This is a genomic window from Corynebacterium sp. MSK150 (assembly GCF_030229215.1).
GTDB lineage: Bacteria > Actinomycetota > Actinomycetes > Mycobacteriales > Mycobacteriaceae > Corynebacterium.
In genome coordinates this window covers 32,080-54,597 of the sequence record NZ_JASPHM010000010.1, presented here as the reverse complement: position 1 = coordinate 54,597, position 22,518 = coordinate 32,080, and the positions used below count along the sequence as shown (strand labels likewise).

The window sequence follows — 22,518 nt, the reverse complement described above, 5'->3', positions numbered from 1 at the left end:
TATTCCACATCCCATTTTTAGGCTCGCATTCTGCGGGCCTTTTGGCGTTTTAGTGCCTCTGCTCGCGGAAGCTTCCTATCCGTTTCCCCGTTCCCCACACCCATCGAAAGGGCACTGCAATGCCATACACCGCCACTCGCGACATCTCCTACGGCAGCGATGCGGCCGCAATCTTTGACGCCCTCGCACAACCGCACGACTCCCTACTTCTCGAAAGCGCGGACATTGAGACAAAGAAGAATCTCAATTGCCTCGCGGTCCTCAGGGCCGCCCTGAAAGTAACATGCCACGGCCAGAGGGTAGAGGTACGCGCCCTCACGGAGGCAGGGGAGACGCTCCTTCCTTCCCTCGAGGACCGGTTCCACCATCGCCTAGTTTCACGTGAAACTACCGCCGCGGTTTTCGAATTCTCGCTGTCCACACAGCCCGACGAGCGGGAGCGGCTTCTTGCCGAATCTACCGCCGATATTTTGCGGTTCCTGCAATTAGAAGCCAACTATTCCTCTCCAATATTGCCGTTCCTTGGGGGTGGATTCGCTTATGACTACCTCGCTACTTTTGAGGAACTGCCCGAGGTTAACCCCGGGGCCAACACCTACCCGGACTACGAATTCTTGGTAGCCCAAACGGTCCTCGCAGTGGACCACCTGCAAGGGACTGCGCACCTAGAAGGCTGGGACATCGACGACAAGCGCCTGCGGGAAGAGTTGGATTATCTTGCCTCACTGCCGGTGGCTGCTCGTTTCACGGCGCCGCAAAAGGAAAGGATCCGGGCGGTGGCCGATGTGGATGATGCAGGGTTTAGGGCGGACGTCGACAAGCTTAAAGGCAATATTCACGCCGGTGATATCTACCAAGTAGTGCCCGCGCGCGCCTTCACCGTGGAATGCCCCAACGCCCTGGCTGCCTACCGGGCACTGCGCGAGACCAACCCCTCGCCCTATATGTTCTACGTCCGTGGTGCCTCCTATGAGCTCTTCGGCGCCTCGCCGGAATCAAACCTCAAATTCACGCCAGAAGATAGGCAGGTCCAGCTCTATCCCATCGCGGGAACCCGGCCGCGCGGGCTCAACCCGGATGGCAGCATCAACCATGAACTGGATATCCGCAACGAGCTGGACATGCGTACAGACCAAAAAGAGGTTGCGGAACACACGATGCTGGTCGATCTTGCACGCAATGACCTCGCTCGCGTGGCCGTGCCCCGCAGCCGCCAGGTAGCAGAACTCCTGCACGTTGACCGCTACTCGCGGGTCATGCACTTGGTCTCCCGTGTCACGGCGACGCTCCACCCGGACTTCGATGCGCTCGATGCCTACCGTGCGTGCATGAACATGGGAACGCTCACCGGAGCTCCCAAACTGCACGCCACCGAACTGGTGCGCCGCACGGAGGGGAAGCGCCGCGGATCCTATGGCGGGGCGGTGGGATACCTGCGCGGCGATGGAGCCATGGATAACTGCATCGTCATCCGCTCGGCCTACGTCCAGGACGGAACCGCAGTGGTGCAAGCCGGCGCCGGAGTGGTCAAGGATTCCGTGCCGCAAGCCGAGGCCGATGAAACGGTGCATAAGGCCTACGCCGTACTCCATGCCATCGCCATTGCACACGGAGCCGAGTTGGAGGTACAGCGATGAGCTCGCCGCATATTGTCCTGCTAGATAACCACGATTCTTTTGTCTACAACCTCGTCGATGCCCTTGCTGGGTTCGATACCACCGTGTTTCGCAATACCGTAGCGGTGCACGACGTGCTGCGCGCACAACCCGACATTATTGTGCTTTCCCCGGGCCCCGGTCATCCACGGGACGCCGGCTGCATGATGAAACTTATCGACGCCACCCTAGGCACCACCCCGATCCTTGGCGTATGCCTCGGCTTCCAAGCACTACTCGAGCACCACGGCGGTTCGGTCGAACCGTGCGGCCCCGTGCACGGGAAGTCCATCCCGATGACCCTGACCGAGGCCGGCGTTATGCACCCCGTCTTTCAGGGCCTTGCCACCGATACTGAGCCGGACCAACCGGGTCACCTTGGTACGCAAGTTCCGGTGGCGCGCTATCACTCGCTTGGATGTACGGACCTCCCTCGGGGGATGCGTTGTCTCGCGCGTACGTCCACGGACATCGGAGAGGTAGCCATGGCGGCCGAAACGGACGACGGTAGGGCCTTCGGCGTGCAGTTCCACCCTGAGTCCATCCTCACTCCCCGCGGCCCCCTCATTCTTGAGCGTTGCGTTAATCAACTATTTATACACACCACTATGGATATGGAGCGCTAAAAATGAATCACACACCCCTGCGTACCTTGCAAGCCTTCCTGAATAACTCTCAGCCCACCATGGAAGAAGCCATGGAGGTATTTACCCCCTTGGCTGTGGGCGACTACGACGATATTCATATCGCGGCGCTGCTTACCCATATTCGCACCCGCGGCGAGACCTTCGCAGACATTGCCGGCGCGGCCAAAGCATTTTTGAAGGTGGGTTATCCATTCCCCATCACCGGAGAAGGACTCATGGATTCGGCCGGAACCGGTGGCGATGGCGCGAATACTATCAATATCACTACGGGCGCCTCCCTCATTGCCGCCGCCGGGGGAGTGAGGATGATCAAGCATGGCAACCGCTCGGTCTCTTCTAAGTCCGGATCGGCCGACGTCCTCGAAGCCCTGAATATTCCACTGGACCTAGACGCTGCCCGAGCAGTGCGCCAATTTAAAGCTTCCAACTTCACGTTCCTCTTCGCCCCGGCCTACAACCCAGCGGTCGCCCACGTACAACCGGTGCGCAAGGCGCTAGGTATCCCCACCATCTTCAATACACTAGGACCCCTCCTGTCCCCAGGACGCCCGTCACTGCAAATTATGGGCATCGCAAACCCAGCCCAAGGCCAACTCATCGCGGAAGTCTTTCGAGAGCTCGGCCGAGAGCGCGCCTTGGTCGTCCATGGTGCTGGCACGGATGAGATTGCGACCCACGGCACCACACAGGCCTGGGAGCTCAAGGACGGCGAGATTGCCTCTTACGAGCTCACTCCGGAAGACCTCGGCATCAAGCGCCACGAACTAGCGGACCTAGCCGGCGGCGACGGCGCCGCGAATGCCCAAGCCCTCCGTGCGGTTTTTGCCGGCCGTGGCGAGCCCGCCCATTGTGACGCCATTGCCGCCACCGCCGGCGCGATGTTTTACCTCAACGGGACCACGGAAACTACCGCGGCGGGAGTCACTCACGCAAAGGAACTGATTGGCAGCGGCACTGTTGAAGAATGGCTCATGCTCCACGAGAGCGCCAACTATGCCGTAGGGGAGGAGAGCTAATGTCGGGAAATGCATTGCCTACGGTGCTCGAGGAGATCGTCGCCCAGCGTCGCACTCACCTGCCTGCACTCCGGGAGCGCCTGTCCCACGTGGACCTGGCTAGCGTGCCACGCTCGGAGCGTTCGCTTGCCGACGCCCTCCGTGGCACCAACCGCTTCATCATGGAGTGCAAGTCTGCCTCGCCGTCCCTTGGCAAAATTCGCGAGGACTATCGCCCGGGCGATATTGCCCGGATCTACTCTCGCTATGCCTCCGCCATCTCGGTGTTGTGCGAGCCCGATCGTTTTGGCGGCGACTACGACCATTTACAGACCGTCGCGCTATCCACCCATGTGCCGGTGCTGTGCAAAGACTTCATCGTCGATCCCATCCAGGTCTATGCCGCGCGTTACTACGGTGCCGATGCCATCTTGCTCATGATGTCTATCGTGGACGATGACGCCTACGGTGAGCTCAAGGCACTGGCGGACGAACTCGGCCTAGACGTCTTGGCTGAAGCCATCACCGAGGACGAAGTGGAACGCGCAGTGAATTTTGGCGTCGATATCATCGGCATTAACAACCGCAACCTCCACGATCTCAGCATCGACCTGGGCCGCACCGAACGCCTAGCCCGCCATATTCCAGACGGAAAGGTGATAGTTTCCGAATCTGGAATCCGCGATAACGCCACCGTCCGCCGGTTAGGAGCCCACGCACATGCCTTCCTTGTAGGCTCACAGCTCACCTCCCAGGAGGACATCGATCGAGCGGCGCGTGACCTCGTCTATGGCGCCAATAAAGTATGCGGCCTTACCACCGCCTCCTCCGCACAAGCAGCCCGTGCTGCTGGAGCCCGATACGGGGGACTCATCTTCGCGCCGGATTCGCCCCGCAGTGTTTCACGTGAAACCGCACAAAGCATCATTTCCGCAGAACCAGAGCTGGAGTACGTAGCCGTGACGCGGTCTACGGATTTGGAGACACTAGGAAGCGTAGCCAGGATCCCCGGCCTCAAAGTTCTCCAGCTTCACGCCCCATTCCAAGGTAGTAGGGAAGCAGAGCTGGAATTCCTTCACAATGTTCGCGGCATCGCTGACGGTCTTAAGCTTTGGCGGGCCATCGACATGCATAACCCTGACTTCGCGGCCTTGACACCGAACCTAGTACCAGAGGTAGAGGCTCTTGTCCTCGACTCCGGCAGTGGCGGGACCGGAACCGCTTTTGAATGGCAGACGATTCCCCCTGAAGGGAAGGAAAAATCCCTCCTCGCCGGAGGACTCCAGCTAGACAACCTAGAAGAGGCACTGTCAATCGGCACGATGGGACTCGACCTCAATTCGGGTCTGGAATATACACCTGGAGGCAAGGACTCCTCGTTAATCGCCGAAGCTTTTAACACCATCCGGAACTACACACACCCATAGAAGGAAAAATACGATGACAGTTTCACGTGAAACGCTACTACCGGCATACTTTGGCGAATTCGGCGGACAGTTCGTCCCCGAATCCCTCATCCCAGCGCTCGACCAACTTGAGAAGGCTTTTGTCGACGCACAAAAGGACCCCACTTTTCACACAGAGCTAAGCGCGCTATTGCGTGACTATCTCGGCCGTCCCACACCAGTTACAGAGGCGAGAAACCTCGGGGGCAAAGCGCGCATCTTCCTCAAGCGGGAAGACCTCGTCCACGGTGGAGCACACAAGACGAACCAGGTACTTGGCCAAGCACTGCTAGCTAAGCGGATGGGGAAGACACGCATTATTGCCGAGACCGGAGCTGGCCAGCACGGCACCGCTACCGCACTTGCTTGCGCATTACTGGATCTCGAGTGCGTGGTCTATATGGGCGCGAAAGATGTGGCCCGGCAGCAGCCAAACGTATTCCGTATGGAGCTGATGGGAGCAAAGGTCGTCGCCGTCGACACCGGATCCGGAACTCTCAAGGACGCGGTGAACGAAGCCCTCCGTGATTGGACCGCCACCTTCCATGAATCCCACTATCTCCTCGGTACCGCGGCCGGACCGCATCCATTCCCAACCATCGTCCGAGAGTTTCACAAGGTCATCTCTGAAGAGGCTAAGGCCCAGATGCTTGAGCGCACCGGTGGACTACCAGATGTAGTCGTGGCTTGCGTCGGAGGCGGCTCTAATGCAATCGGTATGTTCGCAGACTTTATTGCGGAAGAGGAAGTGGAACTCGTCGGCGCCGAACCTGGCGGCGAAGGTCTAGACTCCGGCAAGCACGGTGCCACCATCAACAACGGTACGGTTGGCATCCTCCACGGCGCGCGCAGCTACCTGATGCGCAACGCGGACGGCCAAGTGGAGGAATCCTATTCGATTTCCGCCGGACTCGACTACCCAGGTGTAGGACCACAGCACGCGCACCTTCACGCTAGCGGCCGCGCACAATATGTCGGCATTACTGACGCCGAAGCACTCGAAGCATTCCAGCTTCTATCCACAAAAGAAGGAATCATTCCTGCCCTCGAGTCCTCCCATGCGTTGGCCTACGCGTTAAAGCGTAAGGACGAGGACATCACCATCTTGGTTTCCCTTTCCGGTCGCGGCGATAAAGATATCGACCACGTTCGCCACACCCTTGAGACCCACCCAGAATTTGAACTCCAGGAGAAGAACTAATGAGCACCCGATACGAAGACCTATTCCGCTCACTGCACAACAGAGGGGAGGGCGCATTCGTCCCATTCCTCATGTTGGGCGATCCCACCCCGGAGCACACGCTAGCCATCGTGCGAACCGTCGTCACGGCCGGAGCCGATGCATTGGAGCTAGGTATTCCATTTTCTGACCCAGTGGCCGATGGCCCCACCATTCAGGCCTCCCACCTTCGCGCGCTCGACGGGGGTGCCACCGTAGACTCCGCCTTGAAACAGGTAAGAACAATTCGCGCGGAATTTCCCGATCTTCCCATCGGCATGCTCATCTACGGCAATGTAGCGTTCACTCGGGGTTTCGACCGCTTCTACGCCGAGTTTGCGCAAGCGGGTGCGGATAGCATTTTGCTTCCCGACGTCCCCGTTCGCGAAGGTGCTCCATTCATCACCGCAGCAGAAAAGGCCGGTATTGATCCAATCTTTATCGCCCCAGCCCGCGCGACAGCACACACCCTCGAGGGCGTCGCTCGAAGCTCGCGGGGATATATCTACGCGGTTTCACGCGATGGAGTTACCGGTGCCGAAAAGCAATCAGAACCAATTGGCTTAGAAGAAGTCGTCGCTAACATCAAAAGATTCGACGGACCTCCGGTACTGCTCGGGTTCGGCATTTCCGAGCCTGAACACGTGCGCGATGCCGTAGCCGCTGGGGCAGCGGGGGCCATTACAGGATCCGCAATTACCAAGATTATTGATCGCCACGTTTCACGTGAAACAGACGCGGAAGGAAAAATTGTGGAAGGAACCTCAGGACACATATCCGATGCGAAAGCCTTGCACAAAGAACTCGCCGAGTATGTGGCACGCATGAAGGCAGCAACTCAAAAGTAGTCCTGAAAACGCGAAGAACCCCTTCTCAGCTCTCGGCAGCTGAGAAGGGGTTCGATATAAGAAGGCCTCTACGCAGTTGCTTCCGCAGATCCCTCTTCGGTGTGGTCCTTCTTGTCGCCCGCGAACTTGTCCACGATCATCGCAATGGCGCCGTCACCAGTAACGTTGGCGGCAGTGCCAACCGAGTCGATAGCAATATAGGCCGCAATCATCAGTGCCACCATGCCATCGTCAAAGCCCATCATGTCCGCCAGTAGTCCAGCTGCGACCATAACCGCGCCGCCAGGCACACCTGGTGCTGCAATCATCATGATTCCCAGCAAGAAGATGAAGCCAAGTCCGGTGCTCAAACTAATATCCAGGTCCGCCATGTACACAATGGCAAAAGCATAAAGCGTCAGCTTAATCATGGAGCCGGAGAGGTGAATGGTGGCACACAGAGGAATAACAAAATTTGCCACCGGCTTCGAGATGCCATTCTTCAGCGTCGACTCCAAAGACACCGGAATAGTCGCGGCCGAAGAGGAGGTTCCCAGTGCGGTGAAATAAGCCGGCAGCATATTGCGTAGTGCTTTGAAAGGATTCTTGCCGGTAATTGCACCAGCGATAATGTACTGAAGCACCAGGTAAACCAGAGTCATGACAACTGCCAGGATCAGGACCTTGGCGAAGGCCGAGAGCACTGAGCCCAAATTGCCATTCATACCCAAGCCTAGGAACATGCCGAAGATATAGAAGGGCAAAATTGGCACTACAAAGCCCCAAATGACCTTGACTACTACGCTCTCCAATTCCTTTGTGACCGCATACAAGGTATCGGACTTCACTGTAGTCATCGCTACGCCGATGCAGAATGACAACAAGAGAGCCGTCATGACCTCAAAAGGCGGCGCCATTTCCACCTCGAAGTACGGAGTGAGTGCCCCCTCATCAATATCGGAGACATTTGTAATCAGATCCTGACCACTGAGCATGGTGGGGTAGAGCCAGTGTGCAAGTACGTAGGCAAGAAGACCCGCAACAATCGTTGAGCCGTAGGCAATGCCTGCAGTAACGCCCAACCATTTTCCGGCTCCCTGCCCCAGACCAGCAATCGACGGGGCGATAAGCGCGAAGATGAGGACCGGAATAAAGAAGTTGAGGAAGTTACTAAAGAGTCCATTGAAGGTGGCGAATACGCGGCCAAACCATTCTGGCGCGAATTGGCTCACCACCACGCCAAGGATGATGGCAACGATGATGCGGAACAATAAAGATTCCGAGAGTTTCTTGAGATTCATGTACTTACAATCAAATCGGGTGTTTCACCCCTTGGAAAACAAATCCAAGGTGAAACAGCGCGGTACAGAGGCAACGGTCGATTCAATATCTATCGATCGACCTTAAAGGCATAGTACCCGACCGGAGGCATAGTCAGAACACTCACCCCAGCCACGATTTTTATCTTAGCGCTACAAGGTTAAACTAAGTACATGATCGCTGTGGGAATCATCTTTTTAATCCTCGCCGTCTTCCTCATCGTCGTGGGAGCCTTGGCCTCAACCAAGCGTCTACCTGGAAATAGCTATATCGGCTTGCGGCTGCAGGAAATTCGCAAGTCCCGTGAAGCATGGGACAATGCCCATCGCGTCGCCGGACCATTCTGGATCCTTAGCGGTGTCTGTCTAGTCTTTGGCGGCGTCGTCGCGCTTCGTGCTCAAGGCTGGATGTGGCTCATTCCAGTTCTTACTTTTGTGGCTGCAATTCTAGCCCTCTCCATCGGTTCCAACCTCGGCTCACGTGCCGCGTTCCTCTACGAACAAGCACACGCGGACGAGGAGGGTTGTGGAGAATCCTGTAATTGTGGTTCCGACGGTTGCGGCGGGGAAGAGGCCGCCGTAGCGTCCGCCCCCAAGGTTGATGTCGACGCGCTCCGTCACGCCGCTCGCGAATCCGACAAGTAGCCACCCACTGCCACGCAACCACCCCTTCTGGAGAAAGATTCATCTTCCGTTCAGAAGGGGAATTTTTGTAGCTATGGTATTCATGCCAAACTATCGCCGAGCACTTTACAGTAGTCACAGTGACTTTATTAAACAGGATAGTTGCTTACCCATTTTTAGTAACTGTCGATATTTTAATCCGAGTAACCGTCTGGCATTACCCCATACTTGCCTAACTCTATAGTTGATTCACTGCACCATTGCGATTCCTGCAAGAGAGGGTAGAGGTTACGTAAAGCTGCCATGGAACCCTGACAGGTAAGAGCGCAACCAACCCTCTGAAGGGCAGAATATAGCGCATGAAGAAAAGTACCGCCCTGGCGGCCATTGCCGCTTCAACTTTTGTTATCGGCGCTTACGCTGAGCAAGACCACAAAGTAACGACGTCCGTAGCAGAAGCACACGAACAACAATCTGCCCAGAGCATCGTAAATGATTTAGGAATTGATTCCGGCACCTATGAACTTGTCGCTACCTCCGATGGCTCTCCGGAGACATGGGAGGGGCTCCTAGCTGACTAACTTCAGAGTTTCACGTGAAACTCTGATTTCAACCGGGCGAACGGGAACGGCACAATACGCAAGACCGACAAGCTAGAGTAGAGGCATGATTAAGTGCTCCCGTCGAATGTTCTTGCTTGGAACCGCCACCACATTTGCAGGCGCCTACGCCGCAGCCTGTGGCTCCTCTCCGTCCGCAGAAATTGCGGCAACCGAGATTCCAATTGGCTCCGCGAAGATTGTCGATGGCGTAATCTTCACCCAGCCCAAGGAAGGCGAGTTTAAGGCCTACTCCCAAACTTGCCCCCACCAACACAATCCAATCACCGAGATCGATGGCATGACGGCCACCTGCACGGCGCACAACACCTCCTACAATCTCAGCGATGGAAGCGTGATCTCCGGTCCGGGGCGCGATCCATTGGAGGAATACGAAGTTAAGCAAGACGGGTCTAACGTCACTACGGCCTAAGGTTCATCTCCCGTGTGGTTTCACGTGAAACTACACGGTTTGTGTTTTCTTGGCCCGAGTATCTGCAGCATGTGAAGACGAATCGGGTTTAAACTCTTAGCATGCTGCAGCGTTTGAAGAAGCCCGACCCGCTTATTGTCCTCATTATCCTGGCGGTCATCCTTGCGATAATCGCACCAGCCCGGGGAAACTTTGCCGACGCATTCGGCCAATTAACAAACGTAGCCATCGCGCTACTCTTCTTTTTGTATGGCGCCAGGCTTTCCCCCCAAGAAGCCCTCAATGGACTAAAACACTGGCGGCTTCACCTCACAATTCTCGCGTTCACCTTTGTGGTTTACCCGCTTATAGGCATAGCTCTGCGCCCACTCACTGCTGTCATATCGCATGACATGTACTTGGGAATATTATTCCTCACGCTGGTCCCATCCACGGTGCAATCTTCAGTTGCCTTCACCTCAATCGCGAAGGGAAACGTGGCGGGCGCAATCGTATCGGCTTCAGCATCAAACTTGGTGGGAGTAATCATCACTCCATTGCTTGTCATGCTCCTGATGGGAACTGGGGGAGGAGTTCACATCGATACGTCAGTATTCGGCGAAATCGCCCTTCTATTGTTGGCGCCATTTATTTTAGGTCAGCTTACTCGGCGCTGGGTAGGCAAGATTGCACAAAGCAAAGCCACCAAGGTCGTAGACCGCGGCTCAATCGCAATGGTGGTGTATTCCGCTTTTTCCAAGGGTGTGGTGGACGGAATTTGGTCCTCTATTTCCCTGTGGGATCTGGCGTTCCTAGTCGTCTTCGCCGCGATCTTCGTCGCCTTCATGCTGTGGCTCACCAGAAAGACAAGCCAAAAAATGGGATTCAATCGCGCCGATACCATTGCAATCGAGTTCTGTGGATCGAAAAAGTCTTTAGCCACGGGACTGCCAATGGCGTCGGTAATCTTCGCTTCTGGCGGCGCATCCCTTGGTCTACTAATCCTCCCGTTGATGATTTACCACCAGGTTCAGCTCATGATGTGCTCGTGGCTAGCGGCCCGTTACGCACAACGTCCCAGCACGTAGCTACACTTAAGTGCCATGACGAATTACCTATACGTACGAACCGAACTGAATGTGCCCGGCGTGGGCTCAGCGATCCACATGGCGGAAATGGAAGAGCGCGACGCAAGCAGCTGCCGCATGGTGCGCATGATTGCACTGGATCCCTCGGATGCCATCGTCGGGGTAGCGACACCTACTAGTTCCACGGGCAACGTAGATCAGCCGCAAGAGGTTGTCCCTCACCCGGATACCTATGATGATTTTCCGGACATTAGCGCGCAATACGTGGATCAGTCTCGGTTCGACGCCCTATGGTCCGAAGCCACCGCCAAGTTCGGCCTATAAGAATCACAGGGGCTAAAAGACTACGTTGACGAGGAGCATGTAGAAGGCGGTCCCGCCAAAGATGGACAGCGCTGACTCGCGCTTCCACAGGTGGAGTAAAAAGGTAACCACCATGCCAAGGAGAGCCGCCCAGATACCACAGGGGGCGCCGGCCTGCCCGTGGACGGTATACACCACCAAAATAGTTATCACGCCCACAGGCATCATCATGCCGAGCAAGGAAAAGAACTGACTATCCTTCATCCATTTCACGAAGGAGAAAGGAAGTTGGCGAAGTACAACGGTAATGAGGCCGACGGGAACTAGGACGGCCGCGATGGAAGCAAGGGTAACTCCAGCGGGCATTTAGCACTCCTCCCGGAATCCCTTAAGGTCGCCTCGCCTACGCAAGCTGAAAGCGGCATCGACGCGTGGGGATAGGTACCGAATGATGAGCAGGATGAAGTAGGCGCTGAGAGCCACCATGAGGAGTTGTCCAGGAGCGAAGGCGGCTGCGAGGATTCCTACCATTGCCGCGCTCAAAGGCAAAGAGAAGTCCTGGTTATTGCGGAAGGAATCCATCGCCAGCACGACGAACAGCGCCACTAGGGCGAATTCCATGCCCTGCACGGAAGAGGGAATCACCTGGCCAGCGAGAGCACCGACAATGCCACCGCCTACCCACAGAGCCTGACAAAAAATTTGGATGGTAAGGATCCGGGCCCGGTCGGGCGGTCATGGGTGGGGAGGGAGGAGACGATGGCATAGGTTTCGTCGGTAAGCGCATAGGTGGAATAAGCCCTGCCCAGGCGTGAATGAATGCGGTGGCGAGGAAAGGTGAGGCCATAGAAAATATGGCGGAAGTTGACCATGAAACCGGTAACCAGGGCAGCCAAGGCTGTGGCGCCGCCGGTGACCATGGAAATAGCCAGGAACTCCATAGAGCCGGCGTAGATGACGATGGAAAAAATCGGCGTCCACCACCAACTGAAGCCGGATTGGACCATGAGCAGGCCGAAGGCAAGGCCGAGGGGAATGAGGCCGATGGCGGCGGCCCAAGTATCCCGCAAACCTTGGGAAATATCCTCACGCATGCGGGCTAGTGTAGCCCACTGCCTGCAGCTTGATAGGAATTAATTGTCTTCCACGTTGACAGGGTAGGTGGAGTACAGCGGCAACGGCATAGGTTGGCGCTTCATAACATCGGACCAGAGGTCGGCCGGACCCGGCGTAATAACGTCTTGGGCCAGGGCAGGGGAGACGAACCATTCGCCGGCCTCGATTTCCTCTTCTAGCTGGCCCGGGCCCCACTCGGCGTAGCCGGCAAACATGCGCATGCCGGAGACCAAGGGCTCTATCTCTTCTGGGTCGGCACGCAGATCCACATGCGCGAGGCGCGGGGCGAGGCGGGTAAGTCGGTCATGCTTGTCCGGATCGACGCCCTGGTTGGTCTGCGCGAGTCCTACGACGGATTGCTGATTGAGCGGGCCGCCGATGTACAGCGCCTGCGGCTTGGCCACAACGGGAAGCCATTCCGGCAGCACATTGAAAATCGCCACCTCGGAGCGCTTGGTCAGATCCACGCCGAAGGTCATCATGTCATTGTGCTCAATAACGAGAATGACGGAACGGGCGAATTCCGGCGAAAGCATCCCCGGAGCGGCGATGAGCAGCTGGCCGGGGGCGGGGTCATTGCGCTCGAGGGCGTTGAATAATCTATCGGCAAACATCACTGTTTAGAATCCCACCACTCGCGCAACTTCGCAATCGCTTCCTCGCGCTCGAGGGGACCATGCTCGAGGCGCAGCTCCTTGAGATAGGACCATGCCTGGCCCACCTCAGGGCCGGGCTGGAGCCCTAAGATCTCCATGATCTCGTTGCCGTCGAGGTCTGGACGCACGCGGGCCAAGTCCTCCTTGCGGCCGATCTCTTCGATACGCTCCTCGAGCTGATCGTAGGTGCGCTGGAGGCGGCGGGCCTTCTTGGCATTGCGGGTGGTGCAATCGGCGCGCACCAGCTTGTGCAGGCGGGGAAGAAGCTTGCCGGCGTCGGTGACATAGCGACGCACGGCGGAATCAGTCCACTGATTTTCCCCGAACCCGTGGAAGCGCATGTGTAGGTACACCAACTGGCCGATGGACTCCGTGGTGGCCTTCGGGTACTTCAACTTGCGCAGGCGCTTGCGGGCGAGCTTGGCGCCCACCACCTCGTGGTGGTGGAAGGAGACCTTGCCATCGGTGTTATCAAAGGTATCCGGCTTGCCAATATCGTGCAGCAGCGCCGCCCAGCGCAGGACAAGATCAGGCCCATCTTCCTCTTGATCCATGGCCTGGCTCAGCACCTTGAGCGAGTGCGCATAGACGTCCTTGTGCTGCGCGTGTTCGTCCGCGGTCATGCGTAGCGCGGGGATCTCCGGGAAGATATAATCCGCGATTCCCGTAGATACCAGAAGATCAATGCCATCCCACGGGGCCGTGCCGCAGATGAGCTTATCCAGCTCCACCTGCACGCGCTCGACGGTGATGCGCTGGATCTCGCCAGCCATATCCCGCATGGCCTCCACAACACGATCGGCCACGCGGAATTCCAACTGGGAGGCGAAACGAGCCGCACGCAGCATGCGGAGCGGATCATCGTGGAAGGAGATCTCCGGCTTATCCGGGGTATCGAGCACCCGGTCAGCCACGTCTTGGAGGCCGTGGAGGGGATCGTGGAACTTAAAGGAGGCGTCGGCAAGCAGCTCAATGGCCATCGCATTGACCTTGAAGTCGCGCCGGACTAGATCGCCTTCCAAGGTGTCGCCGTAAACCACCTCAGGATTGCGGGACTGGCCGTCATAAGAATCGGAGCGGAAGGTGGTGATCTCAATCTGCTGGCCCTTGTAGGCCGCGGAGACGGTACCGAAGTCTATGCCGGTATCCCACACGGTTTCGGCCCACTCATCGAGAATCTCCTTGACCACCTCGGGGCGGGCCGGGGTAGTAAAGTCCAGGTCATTTCCCAAGCGGCCCAAAAGCGCATCGCGCACAGAGCCGCCCACGAGGTAGAGCGGGTAGCCGCGCGCGGCAAATTTCTCCACCAGTCCACCCAGCAGGCTGCTGAGGGAGGAGACGGTGGATTCCGCGCGGGCAAGAACGCCGATTAGCTGAGTGTCCTGAAAATTCACGGGTGAGAGTCTACTACGATTGGCAGGGATGACTAACCAAGAACAGGGCCCCTCCAAGGGAGGCGGCCGCAACCGCAACCGGTCCCGGCGCAGGCGGCGCCGCCGGCCGGATAATCGCGCGCGCCGCACCACTCAGCAGCGCAAGCCCTACCGCGGTGGCAATGGCCAATCCACGGCCATGGAAACCCGCGATGAAACCTCCGCGGGTGGCCTCGTTGTCTCCGGCTTGGCGGAGTGCGTCGATGCCACTGGCAATGTCGACCTTTCTCGGCTCTATGTGGCGCTCATTGGCCGCCTCGACCGCCGCGGGCGCCTGCTGTGGTCCATGCCCAAGGGCCACGTGGAAAATGGCGAGGCCAAGGAGGTCACCGCTGAACGCGAGGTATGGGAAGAAACCGGCATTTCTGGTGAGGTTTTTGCGGACCTCGGCATGATTGATTACTGGTTCGTCTCTGATGGCGTGCGCATCCATAAGACCGTGCACCACCACTTGCTGCGTTTTGTAGACGGCATTATGAACGATGAGGATCCAGAGGTCACCGAGGTCTCGTGGATCCCCGTCTCTGAACTCATCGAGCACTTGGCCTACGCCGATGAGCGCAAGCTGGCGCGCATCGCGCATGATCTCCTTCCCGATCTCGCACGAAAGGAAGCCGCGGCGGGGAAAGTGACGCCACGGTAATGCGCCAACGCCTGAAGTCTTGGGCCGCCGTGGGCGGCTGCATGGCGGTAGCGGGGTGGGGCTTGTGCCTGCCGCTACCAGCAGCCGCCGCGCAGATGGACTCGGCCGCCGAAAATCAGCAGGATATCCAGGCATGGTTGGGCGCGCGCGGGCCGGAGCGGGCCACTCTTGATCTCCTTACGGCCGAGCCCTTTTCCGTGGGCAAGGACCTGAAACTGACCTTCCGGCTGCACAATCCCACCGATGAAGCCATGGAGGATCTCCAGCTCACGAGCCGCCGCGGCGATGCTGTGCAGGACACCGCGCAGGCCCGCACGCAGCTGGCCACCGGCGAATTCCCGTATTACGGTCCGAGCACTACCACCGCACCCCTGCAGCCAGGCGAATCCCGGGAGGTCACCTTCCAGGTTCCCACCTCCCTGCACGAGGAGCAGACCCTGGCCATCGAAGAGCCTGGCTCCTATCCGCTGCTGTTTACCCTCACCGGCACCGTAGGCGGCGAGGCGGTCAGCTTTGCGGAGGAGCGCCTCGTAGGCCAGGTAAAGGGGAAGGAGCAGGCGCTTGGCGATGCCCCCTCGGACCCCACACCCCACGATCTCACCGTGATCTATCCCATCAGCGCCGATATCGACTCGGTACCAGGCGGCACTGGGGGAGAGGACCTTATCCTCTCCTCTGATGAGCTGGCCGGTGAGCTGGCGGAGGGCGGCCGGCTCGATCGCTTGGTCAGCACGTATGCCGACCACGACCTGCGTGGGGCAGGCTGCGTAGCCATCGATCCCGCCCTCTTGGATACGGTCAACCGCATGGCGGAGGGCTATAAGGTGGGGCCGGCCCGCCTACCTCAAGCCGAGCGACCTAAGCGCCTGCGCGATTCGTGGTTCACTAACGATGACGATGTGCACCTCGAACCCGGCACTGGAAAAGAGGACGCTGCCCGCTGGCTCAAGCGCCTGCGCGAGCTCGATTGCTTTATGTCTATGCCGTGGGCAAACGCCAATGCTTCCTCCGTGGCCAAGGCAAATAATCCCTTCCTTACTTATGAGGGGCTACAACGCGGCAATCACACCATCGAGCGAATTCTCGGTGCCAAGCCGGCTACCACCGTGCTCGCGGTCGGCTCCGGCTATGTGGATCAGCAGCTGCCCCTGCCCGCGTTGGTGGCGGATAATACTTCGTGGCCTGGCCGCGCCGTGACTTTCGACGCCTCCCTGGGCGCCCTCCTCGCCCAAACCGGCTCCAAACCACAGACGGTGGGCTATTCCAACCCAGAGCTGCGCTACGATTACTCGCTCGATTCCGATCTTTCTCGTGCCATCACCGGCGGCGCCGCACTGAGCTTGGCCGCAAGCGATGACACCGTGGCGCGCTTGCCCAATTACTTGGATCCCAGCGCGGCCGAGTACGCACTCGACTCTGCCGAGGCACTCATCGCTTCCGGTAAGTCCCATCCGCGCACCGTCGGCAGCCTGAAGCAGGAGACCGCAGAGCCCGGTTCACTGCCCGGCAGCCCCTTTAGCGATCCCGCCGCCTTTGCCGAATCCGATATCGTCCGCGTGGAGCAGCAGGCTCGCTATACCGACGAGCTGATGAATATCATGGTCGATGATCCCGATATCGCGCTCACTCGCTATGAATTCGTCCTGCCTTTGCGCCGGGATCTGCTCGCCGCCCTCTCGCTAACCAACCGCGATAGCTTGGGAAGCAATGCAGAGGCGCAGCGCCGGTTCACTCACACGATGGATGTGCATTCCGATACGCTGCGGGACCTGCGTTCTTCTGTAGCGCTTATCCCACCGGGCAATGTCTATACCCGCGTATCCGAGTCATCGCCACTGCTCATCGTGGCAGAAAATGGCCTGCCACTACCGGTGGAGGCCAAGCTGCAATACGATGCTCCCGATGGCGCGCGCCTCAACACGCCCAAGAGCGTCCGTATTCCGGCGAAGGGCTCTATTACTGTATCCATGACCGCCGATATGCCTAAGGACGTCGATCGCACAGACATTGGCCTGTGGCTTGCCACCCCAGAAAAGCAAACCATCTCCGAGCCCATCAATATCGCCGTGCAGACGCGTGCCGGTATCGTAAGCGTGTATGGCGTCGGCATAGCCGGCGCCCTTGCGCTGGTCTTAGCCACGCTCTTCCGGCTAGGCCGCCATCGGCGCAAAAAATCACAAAGGCTTAAAAAGTAAGTTGAAGTTGTATCCTCTATGACTGATAAGACTGGCCGCGAGGCCGAACACGTGGAGAAGTCACCTGCGGGTGCAGTTGACCCGAAGGATGCCGCCGTGCCGGCAGAGCACCCCGCCCCGGCGGGTGCCCGCGGCCGCATCGTCCAGGCCTCTCCTCCCGCTCCGGTACCAGAAAAGCGCCCCACCCCAGCGGTGAAGGACACCGCCGTTCCTCCCGAGGAGGATAAGTCCGCGCTCACTGGACGCAACGCGGACAACGAATCATCCAATCAGGATGTCATCCGCGCAACAGGAACGATGGCCATCGCGACGCTGCTATCCCGCATCACTGGCTTCTTGCGCCAGATGCTCATCGGCGCCACGCTCGGCGCCACGGTGGGCACCGCGTTTAGTAGCGCCAACCAGATCCCCAACCTCGTCACCGAGATCGTTTTGGGTGCGGTGCTGACCTCTCTGGTTGTGCCCGTCCTCGTGCGCGCCGAAAAAGAAGACACGGACCGCGGCGAGACCTTTGTCCGGCGGCTATTTACCCTGGCCTTTTCCATCCTGGGCATAGTCACCATCGCCTCCGTGGTGCTCGCCCCCTTCTTGACCAGGATGATGCTGCCGGAGGATTCCAAGGCCAATGCCGTGCAGGCAACTTCCTTGGCCTTCTTGCTGCTGCCGCAGATTCTTTTCTACGGCCTCTTCGCCCTATTCCAGGCCGTCCTCAATACCAAGAATATCTTTGGTCCGGGCGCTTGGGCTCCGGTGATCAATAACTTCATCTCCATTGGCGTGCTGCTGGCTTATCGCTTCCTGCCCGGCCAACTAGACCCGCATGAGCCCACGCCAGTGGCCGATCCCCACGTCATGCTCTTGGGTTTGGGCACCACCACAGCAGTGATGGTGCAGTGCCTCATCCTATTGCCGTATCTGAAAAAGGCCGGCATTAACCTGCGCCCCAAGTGGGGCTTGGATGCGCGCATCAAGCAATTCGGCGGCATGGCTTTGGCCATCATTACTTATGTGGCCATCTCCCAGCTGGGCTACGTGGTCACCTCCCGCGTGGCCGCCTATGCGGATGCCGGCGCCCCGCTGGTCTATCAGAATGCTTGGCTCATGCTGCAGGTGCCTTATGGCGTTATCGGTGTGACGCTCCTGACGGCGATTATGCCGCGCCTGTCCCGCAACGCCGCCGACGGCGATGTTGATGCCGTGGTCCGCGATCTCACCCTGGGCTCCAAGCTGACCTTCATCGCGCTTATCCCCATCGTCATCTTCATGACCGGCTTCGGCGTACCTATCGCCCGCGCCCTCTTCCAGTACGGCGCCTACGGCGCCGACAGCGCCGAGCAACTCGGCCTGACCATCAGCTTCTCCGCCTTCACGCTCATCCCGTATGCGTTGGTGCTGCTGCACCTGCGCGTGTTCTATGCCCGCGAGGAAGCCTGGACGCCTACCTTCATCATCGCCGGCATCACGCTGACCAAGATCGTCCTCACGCTCTTGGCACCATTGATGACATCCAACCCGGACCGCGTGGTGATTCTGCTCGGTACGGCCAATGGCTTTGGCTTCGTCTCCGGTGCGGTCATTGGCGGCTTCCTGCTCAAGCGCAAGCTCGGCAGCCTCGGCGGCAAGGCCGTTACCCAAACCGTGTTGTGGGCTTCCGGTGCCGGCCTAGTGGGCTTGGTCGTCTCCTGGGTGCTGTACTGGGTCGTGAATCTCCTCCTTCCGGAGAATTTGCCGTCCATCGTCTCGCTGATCAAGGTCGCGGTGCTCGGCGTCATCTTCCTCATCGCCACCGGCCTGGTGCTGTCCAAGTCCTCCTTGCCGGAGGTCCAGAACTTGGCCCGCGCCCTGCAGCGCATCCCGGGCATGTCCCGCTTCATCAAGGTCGATTCCTCCAAGGCCATCGAGCTGGAGGAGCCCGATGTGCCGGAAATCCGGCCGGTATTTACCCAGGACGCCTTCAATGCCACCCTGGTGCCGCCACCGATGTCCGCGGGCATCGTCCGCGGCCCACGCCTGGTCCCAGGCGCCCCGGTATCGGACGGTCGCTTCCGCCTGCTGAAGGATCACGGTGCGGTCACTGGTGCGCAGTTCTGGCAGGCGCGCGAACAGTCCACCGGCCGACTGGTCGCCCTGACGTTCGTCGATACCAATAGCCTGGCGCCGATTGCGCCGTCGACGCCGGGAATCGCGGCGCGCCGCTCCGCGGAGATTTCGCGCAATACCCGCCGCCTGGCCGAGCTGGAGCTCGATACCGTGGCGGATAATATCCAAATCCTGTCCTACCGCACCGGCTGCCTGGTGGTAGCGGATTGGTTTGAGGGCACCTCCCTCAAGCAGGTAGCGGAGGCCGATAACCTCGATCCCCATTCCGTGGCACGAGCTACTGCGCCGCTTTTTGCTGATGCCGCCGCTGCCCACGACGCCGGCCTCACCCTCGGCGTGGAGCATCGCGACCGTTTCCGCGTCTCTACCGATGGTGTGGTCAAGGTTGCCTTCCCCGCCGTACTGGACGGCACCTCCGCGGCCACCGACCGCGAGGCACTGAGCTCCGCCCTCGAGCTGCTGGTGGAGTCCACCGAACCTTCGCCGAAGAAGCTGCGCGATATTTCTGAGGACGCCAATCTCCCCGCAGACGAGGCCGCCCAGCGCGTCGAAGATGCGCACTACGCGCTCGATAGTGCTGATGAGGACAGCCGCGAGGAAAAGATGGAGGAGCTGCAAGAGGCACAGGCACTAACCTTGGCCGGCATCGCCCAGCGCCTGCACGACTTCGCACCGGATGAACCAGAAGAAGCACCTGAAGCCCTGCCGGTGAAGGCACAGGTAGAACCGGATCAAGAGGATGACCCGGCGCAAGAACCCGGCTTCGGCGGCCGCGGTTATTCCGGTTCCGGCGTCATCGTCATCGGCATCTTCGCCACGATCTTCGTCGTAGCAATGGCCGCGCTCACCACCTGGATCATGTCCTTGCTCAGCAATGTGGAGGCATCCAACCCAGTCAGCGAGACCATCCACGGCAGCACGGACATTCCGGATACCCCGCCGGTGCGTCTCCAGCCTTCCTCTGCGGTTACCGTCCCTGAGGGCAAAGACAATGCAGCGCTTATCGACGGCAAATCGGCCACCACGTGGTCCACCGCCGAGGAGAACACCGGCGTCCTCGTCACCTTGGATACGCCAACGCACCTAGCGGTCCTGCCGGTGGTACAGTCCAACTCCACTGGGGCGAGGTACGCCGTCTATGGCGTAAACCAGGACAGCTTCAATCCGGAGAACCCACAAGCTGGCTCCCTGCACCAACTGGCCAGGGGCAAGTTCGAAAGCGGCAAGGAAGATATCGAGCTGGAGGAAACCACCGAGCAATTCGATGCGATCCTCTTCATGATCACCGAGCTGCCCAAATCCGATAAGGCAACCATCGCAGACATTAGTCTCGTCGGGCAGCCCTAGGCACAACCCACACGGCCGAATCGAGGAAAACGACCCTCGATTCGGCCTTCTTTTTTAAATTCACTCCAATCGCACTCCTTTGACCTGCACGTTCACAAAGTTTTTACTTCACGTGTTGACTATTTAGAAGTGGTGCGTACACTGTGGGGTGTAACGCAAACAACAACTTTAGGAGTATTCATCATGTCCCTCGCAGCAGGTACCTACGCACTTGACCCAGCCCACACCGTTATCGGATTCGTCGCCAAGCACGCGATGGTCACCAAGGTTCGCGGTAACTTCGCAGACTTCGAAGGCACCATCACCGTGGCCGAGAACATCGCCGAGTCCGCTGCTGAGACAACCATCCGCACCGCTTCCATCTCCACCGGCAACGATGACCGCGATGCACACGTAAAGAACGAAGATTTCTTCGCAGTAGAGCAGTACCCGGAGATTACCTTCAAGGCCACCAACCTCAACGTTGATGAGAATGGCAACGGCACCGTCACCGGTGACCTCACCATTAAGGGCAACACCAAGTCCGTCGACCTCGACGTTGAAGACGTTGCTACCGCTGAGGACCCATTTGGCAATACCCGCTTGGGCTTCGAGGCAACCACCAAGATCAACCGCAAGGACTTCGGCATCGACTTCAACGCTCCGCTGAAGACCGGCGGCGTGCTGGTCTCCGAGGAGATCAAGATTGAGCTCGAGGTCTCTGCTATCAAGCAGTAGGCCCGTAGCCCCAGACACACTAGAAGCATTAAGCTTCCCCAAGCCCGCAGCCACCTTCTGGCTGCGGGCTTTTCCTACGTCTTCCGGTCTAGCGGTACAGCCACTCCTTACCCTTGGGAAAAGCCATTCAGCCCCTCAGCACCTCTGGATATCAGCCAATCAACGGGTTTGGCTTCACCTATAAAGGAAACAATTCAAAGTCGCCACAGGAGAATTGCAGGGTGCTGTTGCAAAGTTGGGCGGAGAGCCGAGACGACCCAGTTTCTCATTTCCTGATGGCCGCTGCGTGCCGGCGTTCTCAGGCCGTCTCGAAGACCCGGTTGACGATCACCGCGTCCGGATTGGGGTGCCCATAAGCAAACATCGTGCCCTGACCTTTCCGTAATGAATGCATCGCTTCCATCCCTTTCAACGTCCGGTAGGCGGAAATTCGGTTTTTGAACGCCCCCTTCGGTCCCAGGATTCTTTTAAGTCGGCCATGATCTCCCTCGAGAACGTTGTTCAGGTATTTCACCTGCCGGTACTCCACCGTCTGAGGGCAGATTCCCTCCGCCTTCAGCTCGGATATTGCCTTGGCCAGAGCTGGTGCCTTGTCGGTGTTGATGACCCGCGGGGACCCGGCTGTCGTATTCGATCGCAGCGTCTTGGCCAGGAAACGCTTGGCCGCAGCCACATTCCGTTTTGGTGAGAGGTAGAAGTCTAAGGTCTGGCCACCGGCGGTAATAGCCCGGTAGAGATAGCACCACGTGCCGCCGACCCGGATATAGGTCTCATCCACCCGCCAGGACCGGGCCTGCCAGTCGGGTACCTGCCGGTACCAGCGAGTGTGCTTATCCAGCTCAGGGGCGTATTTCTGCACCCAGCGGTAGATCGTGGTGTGATCGACTGGCACACCCCGCTCGGTCATCATTTCTTCGAGGTCGCGGTAGCTCACGCCGTAGCGGCAGTACCACCGCACCGCCCACAGGATGATGTCACGGGGGAAATGCCGACCGGAGAAGATGCCCATGGCTCTGATTATTTCACGCCGGTCTTTCTACTGCCCCAACTTTGCAACAGCACCGACATACTTCACGCTGGCATCCACATTACTTTGAGACCTCGCACATTCTGTGCGGGTCAGGTTCCTATTAGCAGTCTGGAGTATGTCACTGCCTTCGGCGGCATCACCCCCGGAT

General features: G+C 58.7%; 19 protein-coding genes and 2 pseudogenes. 15 read left to right on the top strand and 6 right to left on the bottom strand.

The features are described 5' to 3' along the window. Positions 1-119 precede the first annotated feature (119 nt). Genes QP941_RS07685 through trpA form a run of 6 tightly spaced genes read left to right on the top strand, consistent with a single transcriptional unit; the run spans position 120 to position 6,809 of the window. Positions 120-1,637 (top strand): anthranilate synthase component 1, encoded by a 1,518-nt coding sequence (locus tag QP941_RS07685; protein WP_225746240.1) that lies wholly within the window; start codon positions 120-122, stop codon positions 1,635-1,637. Next, positions 1,634-2,281 carry an anthranilate synthase component II gene (locus tag QP941_RS07680; RefSeq protein WP_284868587.1) on the top strand — a complete coding sequence of 216 codons (648 nt, stop codon included), beginning with the start codon at positions 1,634-1,636 and terminating at the stop codon, positions 2,279-2,281. The genes QP941_RS07685 and QP941_RS07680 overlap by 4 nt, the downstream gene beginning before the upstream one ends. 2 nt (positions 2,282-2,283) lie before the next feature. After that, on the top strand, positions 2,284-3,318 hold the full coding sequence (gene trpD / locus QP941_RS07675; RefSeq protein ID WP_284868586.1) for an anthranilate phosphoribosyltransferase: 1,035 nt from the start codon (positions 2,284-2,286) through the stop codon (positions 3,316-3,318). Beyond that, entirely contained in the window at positions 3,318-4,724 is a 1,407-nt protein-coding gene (gene trpCF / locus QP941_RS07670; protein ID WP_284868585.1) for a bifunctional indole-3-glycerol-phosphate synthase TrpC/phosphoribosylanthranilate isomerase TrpF, read from the top strand. Before trpD ends, trpCF begins: the two co-directional genes overlap by 1 nt. A 13-nt stretch (positions 4,725-4,737) precedes the next feature. Next, the gene (gene trpB / locus QP941_RS07665; RefSeq protein ID WP_284868584.1) at positions 4,738-5,943 is read left to right on the top strand and encodes a tryptophan synthase subunit beta; all 1,206 of its coding nucleotides are present in this window, start codon (positions 4,738-4,740) and stop codon (positions 5,941-5,943) included. After that, on the top strand, positions 5,943-6,809 hold the full coding sequence (trpA, locus tag QP941_RS07660) for a tryptophan synthase subunit alpha (protein WP_284868583.1): 867 nt from the start codon (positions 5,943-5,945) through the stop codon (positions 6,807-6,809). Before trpB ends, trpA begins: the two co-directional genes overlap by 1 nt. Before the next feature lie 68 nt (positions 6,810-6,877). Here the strand turns inward: trpA and QP941_RS07655 are convergent, their stop codons facing one another. Beyond that, positions 6,878-8,089 (bottom strand): dicarboxylate/amino acid:cation symporter, encoded by a 1,212-nt coding sequence (locus QP941_RS07655; protein ID WP_284868582.1) that lies wholly within the window; start codon positions 8,087-8,089, stop codon positions 6,878-6,880. Between the two features lie 192 nt (positions 8,090-8,281). Between QP941_RS07655 and QP941_RS07650 the strand changes: the two genes are divergently transcribed. The 5 genes from QP941_RS07650 (at position 8,282) to QP941_RS07630 (ending at position 11,154) form a co-directional block, all read left to right on the top strand. Beyond that, positions 8,282-8,752, top strand: a complete 471-nt coding sequence (locus QP941_RS07650) for an SdpI family protein (RefSeq protein WP_284868581.1) — start codon at positions 8,282-8,284, stop codon at positions 8,750-8,752. A 338-nt stretch (positions 8,753-9,090) separates the two neighbouring features. Next, positions 9,091-9,312, top strand: coding sequence for a hypothetical protein (locus tag QP941_RS07645; RefSeq protein ID WP_284868580.1), 222 nt, complete (start codon positions 9,091-9,093; stop codon positions 9,310-9,312). A gap of 85 nt (positions 9,313-9,397) precedes the next feature. Then, complete coding sequence (locus QP941_RS07640) at positions 9,398-9,763, top strand: Rieske (2Fe-2S) protein (RefSeq protein WP_005326925.1); 366 nt, start codon at positions 9,398-9,400, stop codon at positions 9,761-9,763. Between the two features lie 101 nt (positions 9,764-9,864). After that, complete coding sequence (locus tag QP941_RS07635) at positions 9,865-10,830, top strand: bile acid:sodium symporter family protein (protein ID WP_284868579.1); 966 nt, start codon at positions 9,865-9,867, stop codon at positions 10,828-10,830. Positions 10,831-10,845: 15 nt separating this feature from the next. Continuing rightward, positions 10,846-11,154, top strand: coding sequence for a hypothetical protein (locus QP941_RS07630; RefSeq protein WP_034667948.1), 309 nt, complete (start codon positions 10,846-10,848; stop codon positions 11,152-11,154). Between the two features lie 12 nt (positions 11,155-11,166). On the opposite strand, the gene QP941_RS07625 is transcribed toward QP941_RS07630, so the two are convergent. The 4 genes and pseudogenes from QP941_RS07625 to QP941_RS07610 all read right to left on the bottom strand — a co-directional run bounded on the left by QP941_RS07625 (position 11,167) and on the right by QP941_RS07610 (position 14,299). After that, entirely contained in the window at positions 11,167-11,499 is a 333-nt protein-coding gene (locus tag QP941_RS07625) for a branched-chain amino acid transporter permease (RefSeq protein WP_284868578.1), read from the bottom strand. Then, positions 11,500-12,227: pseudogene (locus tag QP941_RS07620) on the bottom strand (AzlC family ABC transporter permease). A gap of 39 nt (positions 12,228-12,266) precedes the next feature. After that, positions 12,267-12,863 carry a YqgE/AlgH family protein gene (locus tag QP941_RS07615; protein ID WP_150850467.1) on the bottom strand — a complete coding sequence of 199 codons (597 nt, stop codon included), beginning with the start codon at positions 12,861-12,863 and terminating at the stop codon, positions 12,267-12,269. Next, the gene (locus QP941_RS07610) at positions 12,863-14,299 is read right to left on the bottom strand and encodes a CCA tRNA nucleotidyltransferase (protein ID WP_284844510.1); all 1,437 of its coding nucleotides are present in this window, start codon (positions 14,297-14,299) and stop codon (positions 12,863-12,865) included. The genes QP941_RS07615 and QP941_RS07610 overlap by 1 nt, the downstream gene beginning before the upstream one ends. A 178-nt stretch (positions 14,300-14,477) precedes the next feature. Between QP941_RS07610 and QP941_RS07605 the strand changes: the two are divergent. The 4 genes and pseudogenes from QP941_RS07605 to QP941_RS07590 form a co-directional block, all read left to right on the top strand. Further along, positions 14,478-14,981 (top strand): annotated as a pseudogene (locus QP941_RS07605) (NUDIX hydrolase); the annotation flags it as partial. Next, positions 14,981-17,176, top strand: a complete 2,196-nt coding sequence (locus tag QP941_RS07600) for a DUF6049 family protein (RefSeq protein WP_284868577.1) — start codon at positions 14,981-14,983, stop codon at positions 17,174-17,176. The pseudogene QP941_RS07605 and the gene QP941_RS07600, both read left to right, overlap by 1 nt. An 18-nt stretch (positions 17,177-17,194) precedes the next feature. Further along, on the top strand, positions 17,195-20,623 hold the full coding sequence (murJ, locus tag QP941_RS07595) for a murein biosynthesis integral membrane protein MurJ (protein ID WP_284868576.1): 3,429 nt from the start codon (positions 17,195-17,197) through the stop codon (positions 20,621-20,623). A gap of 183 nt (positions 20,624-20,806) precedes the next feature. Then, positions 20,807-21,340, top strand: coding sequence for a YceI family protein (locus QP941_RS07590; protein ID WP_284868575.1), 534 nt, complete (start codon positions 20,807-20,809; stop codon positions 21,338-21,340). A gap of 298 nt (positions 21,341-21,638) precedes the next feature. On the opposite strand, the gene QP941_RS07585 is transcribed toward QP941_RS07590, so the two are convergent. Next, positions 21,639-22,349: an IS6 family transposase gene (locus QP941_RS07585; protein WP_284769086.1), complete on the bottom strand. Its 711-nt coding sequence runs from the start codon at positions 22,347-22,349 to the stop codon at positions 21,639-21,641. Positions 22,350-22,518: the final 169 nt, after the last annotated feature.